15 protein-coding genes are annotated in these 15,635 nt (G+C 65.7%); 6 read left to right on the forward strand and 9 right to left on the reverse strand.

Annotated features, from left to right (window positions below; genetic code table 11):
- Nucleotide 1: 1 nt before the first annotated feature.
- From C446_RS14100 to C446_RS14110, 3 genes are all read left to right on the forward strand, one after another.
- A complete protein-coding gene (locus tag C446_RS14100) occupies nucleotides 2-1,414 on the forward strand; it encodes an ATP synthase subunit B (protein ID WP_006673803.1) in 1,413 nt (470 codons plus the stop codon).
- 345 nt (nucleotides 1,415-1,759) lie between these two features.
- Nucleotides 1,760-2,506: a V-type ATP synthase subunit D gene (locus C446_RS14105; protein WP_049920250.1), complete on the forward strand. Its 747-nt coding sequence runs from the start codon at nucleotides 1,760-1,762 to the stop codon at nucleotides 2,504-2,506.
- A gap of 156 nt (nucleotides 2,507-2,662) precedes the next feature.
- On the forward strand, nucleotides 2,663-3,067 hold the full coding sequence (locus C446_RS14110) for a DUF6276 family protein (RefSeq protein ID WP_006673805.1): 405 nt from the start codon (nucleotides 2,663-2,665) through the stop codon (nucleotides 3,065-3,067).
- A gap of 247 nt (nucleotides 3,068-3,314) precedes the next feature.
- On the opposite strand, the gene C446_RS14115 is transcribed toward C446_RS14110, so the two are convergent.
- The 4 genes from C446_RS14115 to pepF form a co-directional block, all read right to left on the reverse strand.
- A complete protein-coding gene (locus tag C446_RS14115) occupies nucleotides 3,315-3,707 on the reverse strand; it encodes a DUF5811 family protein (protein ID WP_006673806.1) in 393 nt (130 codons plus the stop codon).
- Between the two features lie 94 nt (nucleotides 3,708-3,801).
- Nucleotides 3,802-4,296 carry a pyruvoyl-dependent arginine decarboxylase gene (locus tag C446_RS14120; RefSeq protein WP_006673807.1) on the reverse strand — a complete coding sequence of 165 codons (495 nt, stop codon included), beginning with the start codon at nucleotides 4,294-4,296 and terminating at the stop codon, nucleotides 3,802-3,804.
- 209 nt (nucleotides 4,297-4,505) lie between these two features.
- Nucleotides 4,506-5,738 (reverse strand): proteasome-activating nucleotidase Pan2, encoded by a 1,233-nt coding sequence (pan2, locus tag C446_RS14125; RefSeq protein WP_006673808.1) that lies wholly within the window; start codon nucleotides 5,736-5,738, stop codon nucleotides 4,506-4,508.
- Nucleotides 5,739-6,098: 360 nt separating this feature from the next.
- On the reverse strand, nucleotides 6,099-7,892 hold the full coding sequence (gene pepF / locus C446_RS14130) for an oligoendopeptidase F (RefSeq protein WP_006673809.1): 1,794 nt from the start codon (nucleotides 7,890-7,892) through the stop codon (nucleotides 6,099-6,101).
- 122 nt (nucleotides 7,893-8,014) lie between these two features.
- Here pepF and C446_RS14135 point away from each other — a divergent pair, with 122 nt between their 5' ends.
- Nucleotides 8,015-9,436 carry a M28 family metallopeptidase gene (locus tag C446_RS14135; protein WP_006673810.1) on the forward strand — a complete coding sequence of 474 codons (1,422 nt, stop codon included), beginning with the start codon at nucleotides 8,015-8,017 and terminating at the stop codon, nucleotides 9,434-9,436.
- A 2-nt stretch (nucleotides 9,437-9,438) separates the two neighbouring features.
- Here C446_RS14135 and C446_RS14140 read toward each other — a convergent pair whose 3' ends face one another.
- The 4 genes from C446_RS14140 to C446_RS14155 form a co-directional block, all read right to left on the reverse strand.
- Nucleotides 9,439-9,765: a NifU family protein gene (locus C446_RS14140; RefSeq protein ID WP_006673811.1), complete on the reverse strand. Its 327-nt coding sequence runs from the start codon at nucleotides 9,763-9,765 to the stop codon at nucleotides 9,439-9,441.
- Between the two features lie 38 nt (nucleotides 9,766-9,803).
- The gene (locus C446_RS14145) at nucleotides 9,804-10,046 is read right to left on the reverse strand and encodes a hypothetical protein (RefSeq protein ID WP_006673812.1); all 243 of its coding nucleotides are present in this window, start codon (nucleotides 10,044-10,046) and stop codon (nucleotides 9,804-9,806) included.
- Between the two features lie 78 nt (nucleotides 10,047-10,124).
- Complete coding sequence (gene truA, locus C446_RS14150) at nucleotides 10,125-11,210, reverse strand: tRNA pseudouridine(38-40) synthase TruA (RefSeq protein ID WP_006673813.1); 1,086 nt, start codon at nucleotides 11,208-11,210, stop codon at nucleotides 10,125-10,127.
- Between the two features lie 76 nt (nucleotides 11,211-11,286).
- Nucleotides 11,287-11,640, reverse strand: a complete 354-nt coding sequence (locus tag C446_RS14155) for a carboxymuconolactone decarboxylase family protein (protein WP_006673814.1) — start codon at nucleotides 11,638-11,640, stop codon at nucleotides 11,287-11,289.
- Nucleotides 11,641-11,777: 137 nt separating this feature from the next.
- Between C446_RS14155 and C446_RS14160 the strand changes: the two genes are divergently transcribed.
- A complete protein-coding gene (locus C446_RS14160) occupies nucleotides 11,778-13,298 on the forward strand; it encodes a sulfatase (RefSeq protein ID WP_006673815.1) in 1,521 nt (506 codons plus the stop codon).
- A 252-nt stretch (nucleotides 13,299-13,550) separates the two neighbouring features.
- A complete protein-coding gene (locus C446_RS14165) occupies nucleotides 13,551-14,963 on the forward strand; it encodes a WD40/YVTN/BNR-like repeat-containing protein (RefSeq protein ID WP_006673816.1) in 1,413 nt (470 codons plus the stop codon).
- Between the two features lie 30 nt (nucleotides 14,964-14,993).
- On the opposite strand, the gene C446_RS14170 is transcribed toward C446_RS14165, so the two are convergent.
- Nucleotides 14,994-15,548 carry a cupin domain-containing protein gene (locus tag C446_RS14170; protein ID WP_006673817.1) on the reverse strand — a complete coding sequence of 185 codons (555 nt, stop codon included), beginning with the start codon at nucleotides 15,546-15,548 and terminating at the stop codon, nucleotides 14,994-14,996.
- Between the last annotated feature and the right edge of the window lie 87 nt (nucleotides 15,549-15,635).

Here is a 15,635-nt window from a genome sequence, read left to right on the forward strand (position 1 = left end):
GATGAAAGAGTACCAGACTATCACGGAAATCAGCGGACCGCTGGTGTTCGCCGAGGTCGACGAGCCCGTCGGCTACGACGAGATCGTCGAGATCGAGACGCCCCAGGGCGACACCCTTCGCGGACAGGTACTGGAATCGAGCGACGGACTCGTCTCGATCCAGGTGTTCGAAGGCACGGGCGGTATCGACCGCAACGCCTCCGTTCGCTTCCTGGGCGAGACGATGAAGATGCCCGTCACCGAGGATCTGCTCGGGCGGGTGCTCGACGGCTCCGGGAACCCGATCGACGACGGCCCGGAGATCGTCCCCGACGAGCGACGCGACATCGTCGGTGAAGCGATCAATCCCTTCTCCCGGGAGTACCCCGAGGAGTTCATCCAGACCGGCGTGTCGGCTATCGACGGCATGAACACGCTGGTTCGGGGTCAGAAGCTGCCGATCTTCTCCGGCTCGGGGCTGCCCCACAACGAACTCGCACTACAGATCGCCCGTCAGGCGACCGTTCCCGAAGAAGAAGAAGGAGACGAAGGCGACGGCTCGGAGTTCGCAGTCATCTTCGGCGCGATGGGGATCACCCAGGAAGAGGCAAACGAGTTCATGGACGACTTCGAGCGTACCGGCGCACTCGAGCGGTCGGTCGTCTTCATGAACCTCGCGGACGACCCGGCAGTCGAACGCCAGGTCACGCCGCGACTCGCCCTGACCACGGCCGAGTACCTCGCCTTCGAGAAGGACTACCACGTACTGGTCATCCTTACGGACATGACCAACTACTGTGAGGCGCTCCGTGAGATCGGTGCCGCACGTGAGGAGGTCCCTGGCCGACGTGGGTACCCCGGTTACATGTACACCGACCTGGCCCAGCTCTACGAGCGTGCCGGTCGAATCGAGGGCAAGGAAGGATCGGTCACCCAGATTCCGATTCTGACGATGCCCGGCGACGACGACACCCACCCGATCCCGGACCTGACTGGCTACATTACCGAGGGCCAGATCATGATGGACCGGGACCTGAACAGCCAGGGCGTCGAGCCGCCGATCAACGTCCTGCCCAGCCTGTCCCGGCTGATGGACGACGGTATCGGCGAAGGGCTCACCCGCGAGGACCACGGCGACGTCTCCGACCAGATGTACGCCGCCTACGCGGAGGGTGAGGACCTGCGTGACCTCGTGAACATCGTCGGTCGCGAAGCGCTCTCCGAGCGGGACAACAAGTTCCTCGACTTCGCCGACCGGTTCGAAGAGGAGTTCGTCCAGCAGGGGTACGACACCAACCGCTCGATCGACGAAACCCTGGAGATCGGCTGGGACCTCCTCTCGATGCTGCCCGAGGAGGAACTCAACCGTATCGACGAAGAGCTCATCGACGAGCACTACCGCGAGGAAGAGGTCGAGGCCGTCCAGGCCGACTGATCGCACCGCGTTCTTGCCGTTTTTCGAAGGCCACTCGAGCCGTGTGCAGGCTCCGTGGACGAATCTCCCCGCAGATACGTCCGGAGGGACGTCACGGCCCCATCGATTCTCGTGAACGATTGAAACGACTGTAGTGCCAGGGAGGCGGTTACTTCGGCACTGAGACCCGCGTCGTCTCCTGCGAACTGCGGCTACGCGGAGCTTTACAAGGGTCGCCAGACGAGCGACGTGGTCGATCTCTTTCTCGGCAGACATACCGTTCGTCGGGGCGTCGCGAACGGGCCGCCTTCGGGGCAAACAAAACTGTAAACAGTTATCCGACTGGGGGCGCAATCCCCCGACAAGATGGCCAAGGACGTAAAGCCCACCCGCAAGAACCTGATGGAGATCGAAGATCGGATCGAACTCTCCGAACGCGGGCACGGCACCCTCGAGAAGAAACGGGACGGGCTGATCATGGAATTCATGGACATCCTGGACAAGGCCCAGGACGTCCGTGGAGACCTCGCCGACGACTACGAGGACGCCCAAAAGAAAATCAATATGGCACGTGCCATGGAAGGCGATGTCGCGGTCCGGGGCGCTGCTGCAGCCCTGCAGGAACACCCCGAGATCACCACCGAATCGAAGAACATCATGGGCGTCGTCGTCCCACAGATCGAGTCCTCCCGAGTCTCCAAGAGCCTCGACGAACGCGGGTACGGCATCATGGGCACCTCGGCCCGTATTGACGAGGCCGCCGAAGCCTACGAGGACCTGCTCGAGAGCATCATCCTCGCCGCCGAGGTCGAGACGGCGATGAAGAAGATGCTCCGAGAGATCGAGACGACCAAGCGTCGCGTCAACGCCCTCGAGTTCAAGCTCCTGCCGGAGCTGTACGACAGCCAGGAGTACATCGAACAGAAACTCGAAGAGCAGGAACGCGAGGAGACGTTCCGCCTGAAGAAGATCAAGGAGAAGAAAGAAGCCGAAGAGGCCGAAGAAAAACGAAAAGCCGCCGAGGAGGGAGACGGTGAAGCTGCCGACGAGAGCCAGGAAGAACTCGACGACGTTCAGCCGGACACGGCTGCACAGTCACCGACGGGTAACTGACCTGCCGGCCGGTTCGCTCGGCTCGCATTTCTCCTCTCGTCTCGTCTCTCCCGGCCTCGTTTGCCGCCTCCATCGTGAGGTCGTCTCTCTGCGCGCGTTTCCGAGGCGTATCGACCGTACCTCTATACAACCCCCGCACCGACTGCGACCGAATCCATGACCTGTTCCGCCTGCGGTGACACCACGGTCCCGGTTTCCGTTCCCGAAGAGTACCGCGAGCATGCACCCGCGGAGTCGGCCCGCGTTTCGTGTTGTACCAACTGTCTTCGGGTAGCCCCGAACGAAGAGGCCGAAGCCGACGACGGTGAGGAGCCCGACTTCTCACGTATCAGCGACGCGTTTCCCACGGCATCGTCACGAGCGGTCCCGCTCGTACTCGCGATGCACCTGTGTTCGTCGCTCGCGACGAACAAACGTGCGATCGAGTCCCTGCTCCGAGAGGTGGAACGTGCCGGCACGGACCCGCTCCTCACGATCGATCGTCTCGCGGCCGACCCTGAACTCGAGCCGGCAATCGATCTCGATCGTCGTCGACACCAACTCGAGCAGCTACTATACTGAACTCGTCGAACCGTCTTCCCGGGTCGAATTCTCCGAGACACGAGTCCGGTGTGGTCGATCGAACTCACGGATTTCGCGGCCCGGCAAGGATGATTCTATCGGTCGAGGAACAGAACAGGCGTCGAGACCCAGATCGATACCAGCACGGAAGAGACAGCTAGCGGCGGCCACGTCCATCGGCAGATGGGTGTGACGTGATGTGACGTGACGTGACGTGACGTGCGGGCCTGACGGACGTGACGTGCTGCTATTTCGCCGTCGGCGTCACGTCGTTACTGATCGCCTGTTTGACCTGCAGTGCCGCCGTCGCGGCCAGCCCGCGTGCGACTTCGTCGCGCTCGTCGGCCGTAATGAGCTCTTCGGCGGGGTCCTCGAGGTCGGGGGTGAAGCCGGCGCTGACCGCGTGGCCGATCGGCGGGCGAACCGCGACGGTGACCTGCGGGCCGGTAGCGCCGGTCGAAACGTTGGCGTCGACGACGTATTCGTCGGGCAGGTACTCGCGCGTGCGCGCGGCGATCCGGGAGACGTCCCGGTTGAGGGTCCGTTTCTGCGTTCGCGAGAGGTCGGGAACGTCCGCCGCGGCGCGTTGACCTGCGGCTGTTTCACCCGGCAGCCCTGCGTACGGCGTATTTCCGTTCATGAGAAACGTATGCCTGACCAAAGAGCCCACAGGTCAAAAGCGTTCGCCTTCGCACACCAGCCAATACGGGTACGAACTCGGCTCTCGAGACCCGTCACAGAATAGAGTCGGACTCGCCGTAGACCGCGAGAACGACTGCCGTCGCGTACGTTCCGGACTCGGCTCGTTCGTTCTCGACCGCGACCGAAGCGTCGCCGAACTCCCACTCACGGAGGCCCTGTCCGGCTGCCAACCCTTCGCGAACGCGTCGTTCCACGTCGTTCGGATCGATCTCGCCGGCGGCCTCGTAAAAGAGGCCGGGGCCCGGTTCCGCGTCGTCGGCTGGCCGTGACTGTGACCACGAAAGCGCGGCGCTGACGCTTCCCGGTCCGGCGGTCGTCGCCTTCGCTTCGACGACGGTCAGTCGCTGGCCTGCAGGTCCGAGATCGGGTGCAGTCCCGACTGGTTCGACGTCGGTTCCGGCCGGGATCACCGAGGACACCGGGACGAGATTGTAGTTCTCGACGCCGGCGTCCGCGAGGGCGGCATCGTACGACGACATCGCCGTCGGGGCCGTCGCCGATCCCCAGACGATTCTGATCGTGCTCATACCGGTGCTCGGAGTCCCGCAGCGTAAGGGGTTGCGGTTCGGTTCCGATTCGTGCCGAATGGGTGTTCGGCGATAGGAACCACAAAAAGCGGTGGGCAAGCGACGCTGAATACCGAGAGAGGAGAGAGAAGCGTTCGAGAGTGCGCGATCCGGGTTGAGGTCGGGGCGGGTTCCGGGTCGGAGTCGGGGTCGAACTCGGTTCAGGTCGGTTACTGGTAGAAGTACCCCGCCGACGAGACCACGTCGCTCGAGTTCTCGTCCTCGAGTTTCTCGAGGGCCTCGAGGAAGTCCTGATGGGTGACTTCGTCGCGTTCGTTCCGGATGGCGAACATGCCGGCTTCGGTGGCGAGGCTCTCGATGTCGGCTCCGGAGTACTCCTCGGTTTCGTCGGCCAGTGCGGCGAAGTCGACGTCGTCGCTGACGTTCATGTCACGGGTGTGAATCTCGAGGATCTGCTCGCGGCCGTCGCGGTCGGGCTCGGGGACCTCGATGAGACGGTCGAATCGGCCGGGCCGGAGGATAGCGCGATCGAGCATATCGAAGCGGTTGGTCGCCGCGATGATCCGGATCTCACCGCGGGGTTCGAAGCCGTCCATCTCACTGAGTAGTTGCATCATCGTTCGCTGGACCTCGGCGTCGCCGGAGGTCTTCGACTCGGAGCGAGTGGTGGCGATGGCGTCGATTTCGTCGATGAAGATGATTGCGGGTTCACGCTCGCGGGCCATCTCGAAGAGGTCGCGCACGAGCCGCGAGCCCTCGCCGATGAACTTGCGCACGAGTTCGGAGCCGGCCATCTTGATGAAGGTCGCGTCGGTCTTGTTCGCGACGGCCTTCGCGAGCATCGTCTTCCCGGTCCCCGGCGGGCCGTACAGTAGGACGCCGCTCGGTGGGTCGATACCGACCTCTTCGAACCGTTCGGGCTCGGCGAGTGGCTGTTCGACGGCTTCGCGGACCTCGCGAACCTGCTCGTCGATGCCGCCGATGTCTTCGTAGCCGACATCGGGCCGTTCGGTGATCTCCATCGACTGTGCGCGGGCGTCGGTCTCGGCATCGAGAACCGTCTGGATCGCGAACGAATCGTTGACGGCGACGCGGTCGCCGGGATCGACCCGGTCGGCGACCCGCGGGGAGACCTCGGTAAGCACTTCCTGGTTGTTGCCGTGCTGCTTGACGACGACCTCGTCGTCGTCCATCACGTCCTCGACCGTCGCGATGTACAGCGACGAACTCTTGAGCGTCTCGTTCTCTCGCTCGACGCGGTCGACCTTCCCCCGGAGCCGCTGGCGGCGGTGCTCCGCTTCCTCGAGTTGCTCCGAGAGCTGGTCGTTCACGTCGACGAGATCCTCGAAATGGCCCCGCAGCGCCTCGAGTCGCTCGTCGTCGGGGAGCTCCGGATCGATATCGCGATGAGGTCGGTCGGGGATAGACGGGCTTCGAGACATCCTGACGTTCGCCGATACGGCCCCGACGATAAATGTGCCTTTGGGTCGCGGTCGGATTTCGGGAGAGGCGAGATGGCTTCCGGGACACCGACAGCTACCCACCGGTTCCAGTAGCGGGTTAGTCGCGGTCAGTCCGTTCCGCTTTCAACTGTCGAGCGATGTCTCGGACTCATTGTTCGTGCGGTGCCGACAGATCGGTTTGCTGGGCGCTCTCGAGTTGCGAATCGACGACTTCGTTGTCTCCGGTCCGTTGATGATTATAATTAAAACTGTTTGACTTGACTACGATCGGGTTCGACTCTCTTTTAGCCGACTTACGAAGTAAAGACAAATAGCTACAGTTGGGGTCGGGACAGCGCGTCAGTCCAGCAGCGACTCCATCTCCTCGAGTCGATCCCCGTACGTCTCGAGTGCGCGCTCGATCGGCTCCGAACTGCTCATGTCGACGCCAGCAGTTTGCAGCAACTCGAGCGGGTACTCGCGGGAGCCCTGTCGGAGGAACTCGAGGTAGTCTTCGGCTGCGGTCTCGCCGTCCTCGAAGATGCGGTCGGTGATCGCCAGGGCGGCGGAGATGCCGGTGGCGTACTGGTAGACGTAGAAGGCCCGGTAGAAGTGCGGGATGCGCATCCACTCGCGGGCGATGCGGTCGTCGACGACGGCGGGCTCGTAGTAGTCGGCCTTGAGCCCCTGATAGAGGTCGTCCAGCCGGTCCGCGGTCAGCGGTTCGCCCTCCTCCTCGAGTCGGTGGGCCTCGTGTTCGAACTCGGCGAACAGCGTCTGGCGATAGAGCGTCGAGCGTACCCGCTCGAGGAACTCGTTGAGGACGGCCTTGCGGAACTCGGGATCGTCGACGGTCTCGAGCAGGTGGTTCGTCAGCAACGCCTCGTTGACCGTGCTGGCGACTTCGGCCACGAAAATCTCGTAGCTCGAGTAGACGTAGGGCTGTTCGTCGGTGGTCAACTCGGAGTGCATCGAGTGGCCGAGTTCGTGGGCCAGCGTGTACATCGAGGCGACATCGTCCTGGTAGTTCATCAGGATGAACGGCTGGGTGTCGTAGGTGCCACCCGAGTACGCACCGGACTGCTTGCCCTCGTTCTCGTAGACGTCGACCCAGCGCGATTCCAGGCCCTCGGCGACGCGGGACTGGTACTCCTCGCCCAGTGGCTCGAGCGCGTCGACGACGTACTCGGCGGCCTGATCGTACTCCAGGTCCGGCCCTTCGTCACCCGTCAGGGGCATGTAGAGGTCCCACATCCGGAGGTCGTCGACATCGAGGGCCTCGCGTTTGAGTTCGGCGTGACGGTGGAGCTTGTCGTGGTTGTCACGGACGGTGTCGACGAGCGTGTCGTAGACGTCGACGGGGACGTTCGGTCCGTCGAGTGTGGCTTCGCGGGCGGTGTCGTAGTTGCGTGCCCGGGCCAGTTTCACGTCGGCCTTGACGCTGTTCTTGTAGGCCGTCGCGACGGTGTTTCGCATCGACTCCCACTCGTCGAAGTAGCCCTCGTAGACCTGCTGGCGGAACTCGCGGTCGGGACGTTTGAGCAGATTGGTGAAATTGCTCTGGGTGATCTCGACGGCGTCGCCGTCGGGGTCCTCGACGGTGGGGAACTCCATGTCCGCGTTCGAGAGCATGTTGTAGACGTCCCCGGTCGCGCCCGTGACCTCGCTCAACTCCGCGAGCAGTTCCTCGACCTCCGCCGACCGCGTGTGCGGTTTCATCCGGAGCACGTCGTCGACGTAGTGGTCGTACGTCTCGAGGTCTGGCTCCTCCTCGATCATCTCGTCGAACTCCTCGCGGGTCAACTCCTGGAGTTCGGGCTCGATGAACGACGCCGCGGACTGGGCGTCGGCCACGAGCGACTGTGAGCGGGCAGTCAGCGCCTGGTAGTGCTGATCCGTCGTATCCTCGTCGCGTCGCATCCGTGCGTAGGCTGCGACCATCTCGACGTCCCGCATGACCTCCTCGTATAGCTCGAACACCGACAGCAGCGTGTCGGCGTCCTCGGTGACCCGGCCCTCGTAGGACGCGAGGTCCTCGATCCGTTCCGAGACGGTCTCGTATGCCTCCTCCCAGTCGTCGTCGCTCGCGTAGATACTCTCGAGATCCCAGGTGTATTCCTCGTCGATCTCCGAGCGGTCAGGCACTGAACTCATACTGCGTGCTCGGAAACGGACGTGGTAAAGAATATCGAAGTCGGCTCCCGGACGTGTCGGCGGACCGGCGCGTCGGTTCCGCCGTCCGACGGCTTTTGTCGGTTCGTGGGTAACGGCGACACATGAGCGACGGCCACGACGACGCGACCGCGACCGATGACGACCCGCGAATCGACCAGTACGATCCGACCCTCGAGCGTGCGCTCGGCCGTGCCTGGCGAGACGACCTGTCCTGGGAACTACTGACCCAGTTGACGGAACTGCCACACCGGATGGGTGGCTCCGAACACGAACTGCAGGCCGCCGAGATCGTCGCCGAGACCTTCGAGGACGCGGGACTCGAGGGCGTCGAGCGCCGCGAATTCCCCATGCAGCGCTGGCAGCGGGGCCACGCCGAGTTCACGGTGTTGCGGTCGGACGGACCGAACCGCCCGTTCGCGGCGATCGCACTGCCGTACTCGCCGGCCGGGGACGTCGAGGGGCCGCTGGTCGACGTCGGCCACGGCACCCCCGAACAGATCGCCGAGGCTGGCGACGACCTCGAGGGAGCGATCGCCGTGGCGAGCACGACCACGCCGCCGGGCGAGCGGTTCGTCCACCGTATGGAGAAGTTCGGTCACGCCATCGACGCCGGGGCCGACGCGTTCGTCTTCGTCAATCACGTCGAAGGCCAACTGCCACCGACCGGCGCGCTCGAGTTCGCGGACGAGGCAGCGGCTCCGGGGATCGGCGTCAGCGCCGAGACCGGGGACTGGCTCGCCGAATACGCCGATCGCGGTACCCGCGCGCGCATCGCGGTCGAGGCGACGACGGAAGCGGCCACGAGTCGGAACGTCTCGGGCGTCGTCGGTCCGGAAACCGACGAGGAGGTCGTCGTCGTCGCACACTACGACAGTCACGACATCGCGGAGGGTGCGCTCGACAACGGGTGTGGGATCGCGACCGTCACCGGCGCGGCCTCGATCCTCGCGACCGTCGCGGACGACCTCGAACTCGACTGTCGCGTTCGCATCGTCGGCGTCGGCTGCGAGGAGATCGGCCTGCTCGGTGCGGAGGCGCTGGCCGCGGAACTCGACTTCGAGTCGGTCCGGGCCGTCGTCAACGTCGACGGTGCGGGTCGGTTCCGGAACCTGGTAGCGATGACCCACAGCTCCGACGAGCTCGGTGAACTGGCCGATCGCGTGACCGACGCCGCCGGACAGCCGGTCGTTCGCGACGACGACCCCCACCCGTTCAGCGATCACTGGCCGTTCCTCCGGGCCGGCATCCCCGCCCTGCAGTTACACAGCGACCCGCCCGAAGGCGGCGACAGGGGACGGGGGTGGGGCCATACCGCGGCCGACACCCGGGACAAGGTCGATCCGCGGAATCTGCGGGAACACGCCATGTTGACCGCGCTGCTGGTACTCGCAGCGACCGAAACGCCGATCGAGCGGATCGACGAGACGGCACTCCGCGAGGCGTTGCGTGCCCAGGAGTACGAACCCGGAATGCGAGCGGCGGACATCTGGCCGGCCGAGTGGGACGGCGAAGAAAGCAGCTGACGCTAGAACGGCGTGTCCGGCACGTCCCGCGACGTGCCCTCTGCCAGCCCGTCGAAGCCGGTGGTGACCGAGACGAGGTCGATCGACTCGAGTTCGGCGGGTAGTCGCCGCTGGATCGCCTCGGTCGTCATCGAACTGACGCCACAGCCGTTGCAGGCCCCCGTCAGATTGATCGACACCCGCCGTTCCTCGAGATCGATCTCGGTCACGGAGAAGTCCCCGCCGTGGCCCCGGATCTGTGGGAAGTTCCGCTCGAGGAACGCGGCGACGGCGTTTCGAATCTCGTCTTCCGTCGCCCGGTCGTCCGACCGACTGTCAGCATCGTCCATACGACCAGGGAGGGACTGGAGCGGGGTATGCCTATCGTCTACCCGCGCATCTCGGCGTCGACGGCCGTCCGGACGACGCGGGCGACGCCGAGCATCGTGGCGAAACAGCCGGCAAAAACCAGCGCGGCGAGCAGGAAGACCCCGAGGCCGATCGCACCCGGATTGGGGTGGGCCAGCAGCGGCGAGGTGAGACGCACCGCGAGAAAGAGGATCAACACGCCTCCGGCGACTCGGATCGACGCACGCCAGTACGCACCGTACTCTTCCGGCGACAGTTCCATGCGCCGAACTGTGTCCCCCGACCTAAAAAGCTCTCCTCCCCGCGTCGCCGTACGCCGGCCGAGCCGTCACGGGGACGGTTACTCGCGGTCGTCGGGCTCCGACCTCGAGTCGACCCCCAACGGTGCTTCCGACCCGGACGCGGAAACCCCAGCTGCGAGCTGGCTTGCGACCCGCGAGCCCGTCTTCCGTTCGACAGACCGAGCGCCGAAGACGTTTCGGGCGCTTTCGGCCGCCGCCGGATCGACGCGGAACTCGAGGTCGTGATCCCCGTAGGTGACGTCGGTCAGGACGAGCGGCTCGGGCGGGGCAGGTCCGACCCCCGCCGGACCAGGGAGCGGATCGTCGGCGAGGACGCGGTCGAGCTTCTCGAGTGGCGACTCCCCGGTACCGATCTCGCGGACGAGGGCGACGAGCCGCCGGACGAGCTGCCGGGCGAAGCCGTCCGACTCGACACGACAGACGAGATAGTCGCCGTCGCGACTCACCGTGATCGTCAGCGAGCGCTCGGTACGGTTCGGGTCGTCGTCCGCGGAGAGGTTGTGGTAGTCGTGGTCCCCGGAGAGGGCACGACAAGCGGCCCGAACCCGGTCGTCGTCGACACGGGCGGCGTCGGTGGGTGGGACGGGCGGGGCCGGGCACTCGAGGTCGAAGGCGTCTGTGGTGTCCGATTCCCCATCTCCCTCGTGACCGGTGTCGTCGCCGTCGTCCTCGAGTCCCTCGGCCTCGAGTGGCGGCGCGTATAGCTGGTAGGTGTACTCCCGGCGAGTCGCGTGATGTGTGGCGTGGAACTCCGGGGGCGCGTCGGCGACGGCCCAGGCTCGCACGTCTGCCGGGAGATCGCTGTTGAGTGCTCGCGGCGTGAGCCAGTCGGGGGCCTCGAAGGCGATCGTCTGGGCGACGGCGGAGACGCCGCTGTCGGTCCGGCCAGCCGCAGCGTAGCCGTCGGGTCTGTTGGCATCGGTGTCGGTCGACTCCCGTTCGGGATCGAAGACCTCGAGCGATCGTAGCGCCGCGAAGATCGCGCCCTCGACGGTCGGGACCGACGGCTGGCGCTGGAACCCGTAGTAGTCGGTGCCGTCGTAGGCGATCCGGTAGGCCCGCAGCGATCTCGGCCCCGAACTCGAGGGGGTGTCACCGTCGCTATCGCCGTCCCCGTTGCACATGCTCGGTTCCGTCGACGCACGCCACGGTGTTAGAGTCGTCGAAGGGCCTCGAGAGCGAGACAGCGGTCGGAAGCAGTTACCAGTCTTCGTCGCCGTCGTCACCGTCGACCAGATCGTCGATCCAGCTCAGTGCCGCCATCGCTTGCGGGAATCCGACGGTCGGGATCGAGAGGATCGCGACCTGCCGCAGCGCTTCCGGGGACACGTCTTCGTCGAGGGCTCGCCGCACGTGGGAGTGAACCGCCCCTTCGGACTGGGCAGCGACGGCGAGCCCGAGCTTGACGAGACGTTTCGACTCGCCGTCGATGGGACCGCTCGCCGCACAGGCTTCGCCCAGATCGGCGTACTGTTCCCAGACATCGGGGTACTCGTCCGCGAACTCGCCGGCAGTCGATGGCAGTTCGTCCGTATCGTCGACTTCGTCGGCCATAGCAGTCGCATCAACGCCGACCGTGTTAACCGTCGGGGGCAATCCTCACTCCGGCGGCGCGTCACGATATCGTGAAACACCTGCATAGGCCGGGTGGGTGGCCTTCTCCGTGAGTGGTGGAGTGGGCTGTAGCACCGATGTCGGACTCCAACGGACGTGACCTCGAGTCACATGATACCGTCGAGAACGTGGTACTGGTCGTCCTCGATACGGCTCGTGCCGAGAGTATCGGGGAACGAACGACGCCGACCCTGCGGCGACTCGCCAAGGAGGGCGTCGCCTTCGAAAACGCCTTCGCTCCAGCGCCGTGGACGTTGCCGTCCCACGCCTCGATGTTCACCGGGACCTACCCCTCGGAACACGGCGCTCACGGCGGTCACCCCTATCTCGAGGCCGATCTTCGGACGCTGCCGGAAGCGTTCGCCGACGCCGGCTTTCGGACGGTCGGCGTCTCGAACAACACCTGGCTCACCGAGGAGTTCGGCTTTCACCGTGGGTTCGACGAGTTGCGGAAAGGGTGGCAGTACATCCAGTCCGACACCGACATGGGCGCGGTCGTTCGCGGCGAGGATCGCCGGGAGAAGCTGCAGGCTGCCCGTGATCGTCTGTTCGACGGGAACCCGTTGATCAATGCGGCCAACGTCCTCTACAGCGAGTTCCTCCAGCCGGCAGGCGACGACGGCGCTGATCGGTCGACGACCTGGATCGCCGACTGGCTCACCAGCCGGGACAGTGATCGCCCGTTCTTCCTGTTCTGTAACTTCATCGAACCCCACGTCGAGTACGATCCGCCCCGGGAGTACGCCGAGCAGTTCCTCCCAGAGGGGACGAACTACGCGGACGCGACCGGTATCCGACAGGACCCCCGGGCCTACGACTGTGACCAGTACGAGCTCTCCGAACGCGAGTTCGCGGCCCTTCGTGGACTGTACCGAGCGGAACTCGCCTACGTCGACGACCAGTTGGCCGCACTCCGGGACGCCCTCGAGGTGGCCGACAAGTGGGAGGACACGCTGCTCGTCGTCTGTGCCGACCACGGCGAACACATCGGCGAGCGGGGCTTTTTCGGCCACCAGTACAACCTCTACGACACGCTACTCAACGTCCCGCTGGTCGCCCACGGCGGACCCTTCACCGGGGTTGGCTCGCGAACCGATCTCGTCCAGTTGCTCGACCTCCCGATGACGCTACTCGAGACTGCGGGTATCGACGACCCGGCGCTTCGCGACCAGGGGTCCGGGCGGTCGATGCTGCCGGCCGTAACCGGAGCCGACGAGGGGGACGACGCGACGGTCCGTGACGCCGCGTTCGCGGAGTACGTCGCCCCACAGCCGTCGATCGAGCGTCTCGAGGCGCGTTTCGGGGAAGACGAGATTCCGGAGCACGTCCGGGCGTTCGACCGTCGGCTCAGAGCGGTCCGGACGTCCGAGTACAAGTACGTCCAGGGCAGCGACGGCTCCGAACGGTTACACCGCGTCCGGAGCGATCCCGCCGAGCGAACCGATCGACGCGACGACGAACCCGAACGCGTCCGTGAGCTTCGTGCCCGACTCGAGGAGCGGTTCGGACCGCTTGAGGGTGTCGACGCCGGAGACGACGAGGGCGTCGCGATGGAGGCGGGGACGAAAGAGCGGCTGGCGGATCTGGGGTATCTCTGACCGTCTCGATCCGCTACGATGGCAGGTGCCGATCGGTGTCTACTCGGGTCGGATGCTCCCTGCAGTAGCCTTTTGCCGGCCGCGCCGATAGCGGGAGCGCCGCGGATCGCTGTGCCTGCCCGGTCCAACCACGACTCGGGGCAGGCTGGCTCGTACCGGAACGCACCACAGCAGCCGGTCCGCCGTGGCGATCGTCCGGGTCGCTGGGGCTGCCAGTCTCGAGGTACCGAGCTAACGGGAAACGGGAAGATCATGGCAACACACGACACTCGAATCGAAGAGCCGGGGTTCGTCCCGTTCTTTCGTTCGTACACCCGAACGTGGGTCCACGCCGTCGCGACGGCCGGGTTGACGGCGTTTGGCACCCTCACGTTCGTCGATCACTGGTTCGCCGTGCTCGCGATCGCGTCGTACGTCGTGCCGCCGATCGCACTGTACGTCCGAACCTTGCGAGAACACGAGCGCAACGCGGTGGGGCGGTCGGCCGACGGTCACGACCGCCCGACGGCGGCCGCCTCGAGGGGAGAGCGGGGTTGGTCGTCCGAGACGAGTCCCCGCCGGGGAAGCGACGCGCCACTGCACTCCACCGCATCCGCGACGGCGACCGGAAAGGAGGGGGACTCCGCGCCAGCGTCCGAAACCAGTTCCGTGGCCGAGTCCGGCGTCCACGACGAACACACTCGAGGCGAAGGCAGGGACACCGCCGGAGATCGAGGGGATGACTACGACGACTACGACGAGGGAACCGACCACTCGGACGAGGGACCACCCCCGAGCTGGACCCCGCTCGAGACGCCCGTCCCGGACGACGCCTCGCTCGTGGACGTCGTCGTGGCTGGGTCGGACGCGGTCTATGCCGTCGGAAGCGGGGGACTGGTCGCCGCCGAGGTCGGAGGGGAGTGGACGACACCCCTCGAGACCGGCCCGGGGGCACAGGGGAACGACCTTCGAGGTATCGACGCGACGGACGACGGTGGGGCCGTCTGGATCGCGGGCGAGGGCGGAGCAGTCGGCCGCATCGATACCGAGACGGGACGGCACGTCGATTACACGGCACCCGCAGGCCGGACCGACACCCTGCTGGATATCGCCGTCGGCGGATCGGTCGGGGACGAGACCGTCCTCCTTGGCAACGGCTCCGGGGAAATACTCCGCGGTCGGTACGTCGACGGCGACCTCTCGTGGGACGACCCCACGACGCCGGGAAGCGGCTCGAGTCTGGCAGCGCTCGTCCTCGTCGACGCGTCGCTTGGCTACTGCTGTGACACGAACGACGGCGTCTTCGAGACTGACGACGGCGGCGAGTCGTTCACACGGGTCGGACTCGAGGGGGCCGACGGAACCCTCGAAGGGGTCGCGACCGCATCGGCGTCGGCCTCCGAACGCGGGTGTCTTGTTACCGCCGACGACGGGGTCGTCCACCGCTACGACGGTGGGACCTGGACCCCGGAACGAGTTACCGACGCCGCGCTGACGGGGATCGACTGCTCGGCCGAGCGAGCGATCGTCTCTGCTGGCGACGGAACGATCCACGAACGGACGGGGACGGGACCCTCGGGCTGGAGCGCGTTCGAAACCGACGCATCCGGACCGCTGCATGCAGTCTCGGTCGGTGACGACCGAGCGGTCGCCGTCGCGGATGGGACGGTACTCGAGCGGTCGTGACCGAACCGTTGCGATCCCCTGGCACGGGCCTCACTCGACGGACGTTCTCGAGCCACAGTCCGGACACTCGAGGCCACCGTCCTCGTCCCCGTCCCTGTCCTGGTCGTCAGCATCGGTGTCGGCGTCGTCCCCAGCCGAGACGATACGCATAGTGTCGCGTCCACAGTCCGGGCACGCGACTGCTGCGTCGAGCACCGGGATGCGGTCGATCAACACGTCGCCGGTCTCCCGGGGAGCACCCAGCGCCAGCGCGACGAGACGGTCGTCGCCATCGTTCCACCCCGTCTGGAACTCCCCGGGTGCGAACCGTAGCGCCTCGTTCTCCTCAATCGTCACTCGCTGAGGCCCGTCGTCGTCTGCCGCCCGCCCGACCTCGAACGTCGCCTCGCCCTCGAGGACGACGAACACCTCTTCCTGGTCCGGGTGGGCGTGGGCCGCGCCGCTGAACCGTTCGCCCGGTTCGAGGGTGTACTGGACCATCGAGACGCCCTCGAGCGACAGCGGCTCCGTCAGCTCCCGACGGTCGGTGTGGAGGTTTTCGTCGTACGGTTCGGCGGGCAGGTCGCCGATCGAAATTCGTTCCATTACCCTGTTGCACGTTCAAGATTAGTTCGCCGGACGGGACGGGCAGACCAGAAACTGACCACCTATCGGCAGTGCTGACCCAATGAT

This window comes from Halobiforma nitratireducens JCM 10879 (genome assembly GCF_000337895.1).
Lineage (GTDB): Archaea > Halobacteriota > Halobacteria > Halobacteriales > Natrialbaceae > Natronobacterium > Natronobacterium nitratireducens.

Bases quoted from the DNA above. Each gene is read 5' to 3' on its own strand.
- C446_RS14100 (WP_006673803.1), top strand. From the start codon at position 2: ATGAAAGAGTACCAGACTATCACGGAAATCAGCGGACCGCTGGTGTTC.
- C446_RS14105 (WP_049920250.1), top strand. From the start codon at position 1,760: ATGGCCAAGGACGTAAAGCCCACCCGCAAGAACCTGATGGAGATCGAA.
- C446_RS14110 (WP_006673805.1), top strand. From the start codon at position 2,663: ATGACCTGTTCCGCCTGCGGTGACACCACGGTCCCGGTTTCCGTTCCC.
- C446_RS14115 (WP_006673806.1), bottom strand. From the start codon at position 3,707: ATGAACGGAAATACGCCGTACGCAGGGCTGCCGGGTGAAACAGCCGCA.
- C446_RS14120 (WP_006673807.1), bottom strand. From the start codon at position 4,296: ATGAGCACGATCAGAATCGTCTGGGGATCGGCGACGGCCCCGACGGCG.
- pan2 (WP_006673808.1), bottom strand. From the start codon at position 5,738: ATGTCTCGAAGCCCGTCTATCCCCGACCGACCTCATCGCGATATCGAT.
- pepF (WP_006673809.1), bottom strand. From the start codon at position 7,892: ATGAGTTCAGTGCCTGACCGCTCGGAGATCGACGAGGAATACACCTGG.
- C446_RS14135 (WP_006673810.1), top strand. From the start codon at position 8,015: ATGAGCGACGGCCACGACGACGCGACCGCGACCGATGACGACCCGCGA.
- C446_RS14140 (WP_006673811.1), bottom strand. From the start codon at position 9,765: ATGGACGATGCTGACAGTCGGTCGGACGACCGGGCGACGGAAGACGAG.
- C446_RS14145 (WP_006673812.1), bottom strand. From the start codon at position 10,046: ATGGAACTGTCGCCGGAAGAGTACGGTGCGTACTGGCGTGCGTCGATC.
- truA (WP_006673813.1), bottom strand. From the start codon at position 11,210: ATGTGCAACGGGGACGGCGATAGCGACGGTGACACCCCCTCGAGTTCG.
- C446_RS14155 (WP_006673814.1), bottom strand. From the start codon at position 11,640: ATGGCCGACGAAGTCGACGATACGGACGAACTGCCATCGACTGCCGGC.
- C446_RS14160 (WP_006673815.1), top strand. From the start codon at position 11,778: ATGTCGGACTCCAACGGACGTGACCTCGAGTCACATGATACCGTCGAG.
- C446_RS14165 (WP_006673816.1), top strand. From the start codon at position 13,551: ATGGCAACACACGACACTCGAATCGAAGAGCCGGGGTTCGTCCCGTTC.
- C446_RS14170 (WP_006673817.1), bottom strand. From the start codon at position 15,548: ATGGAACGAATTTCGATCGGCGACCTGCCCGCCGAACCGTACGACGAA.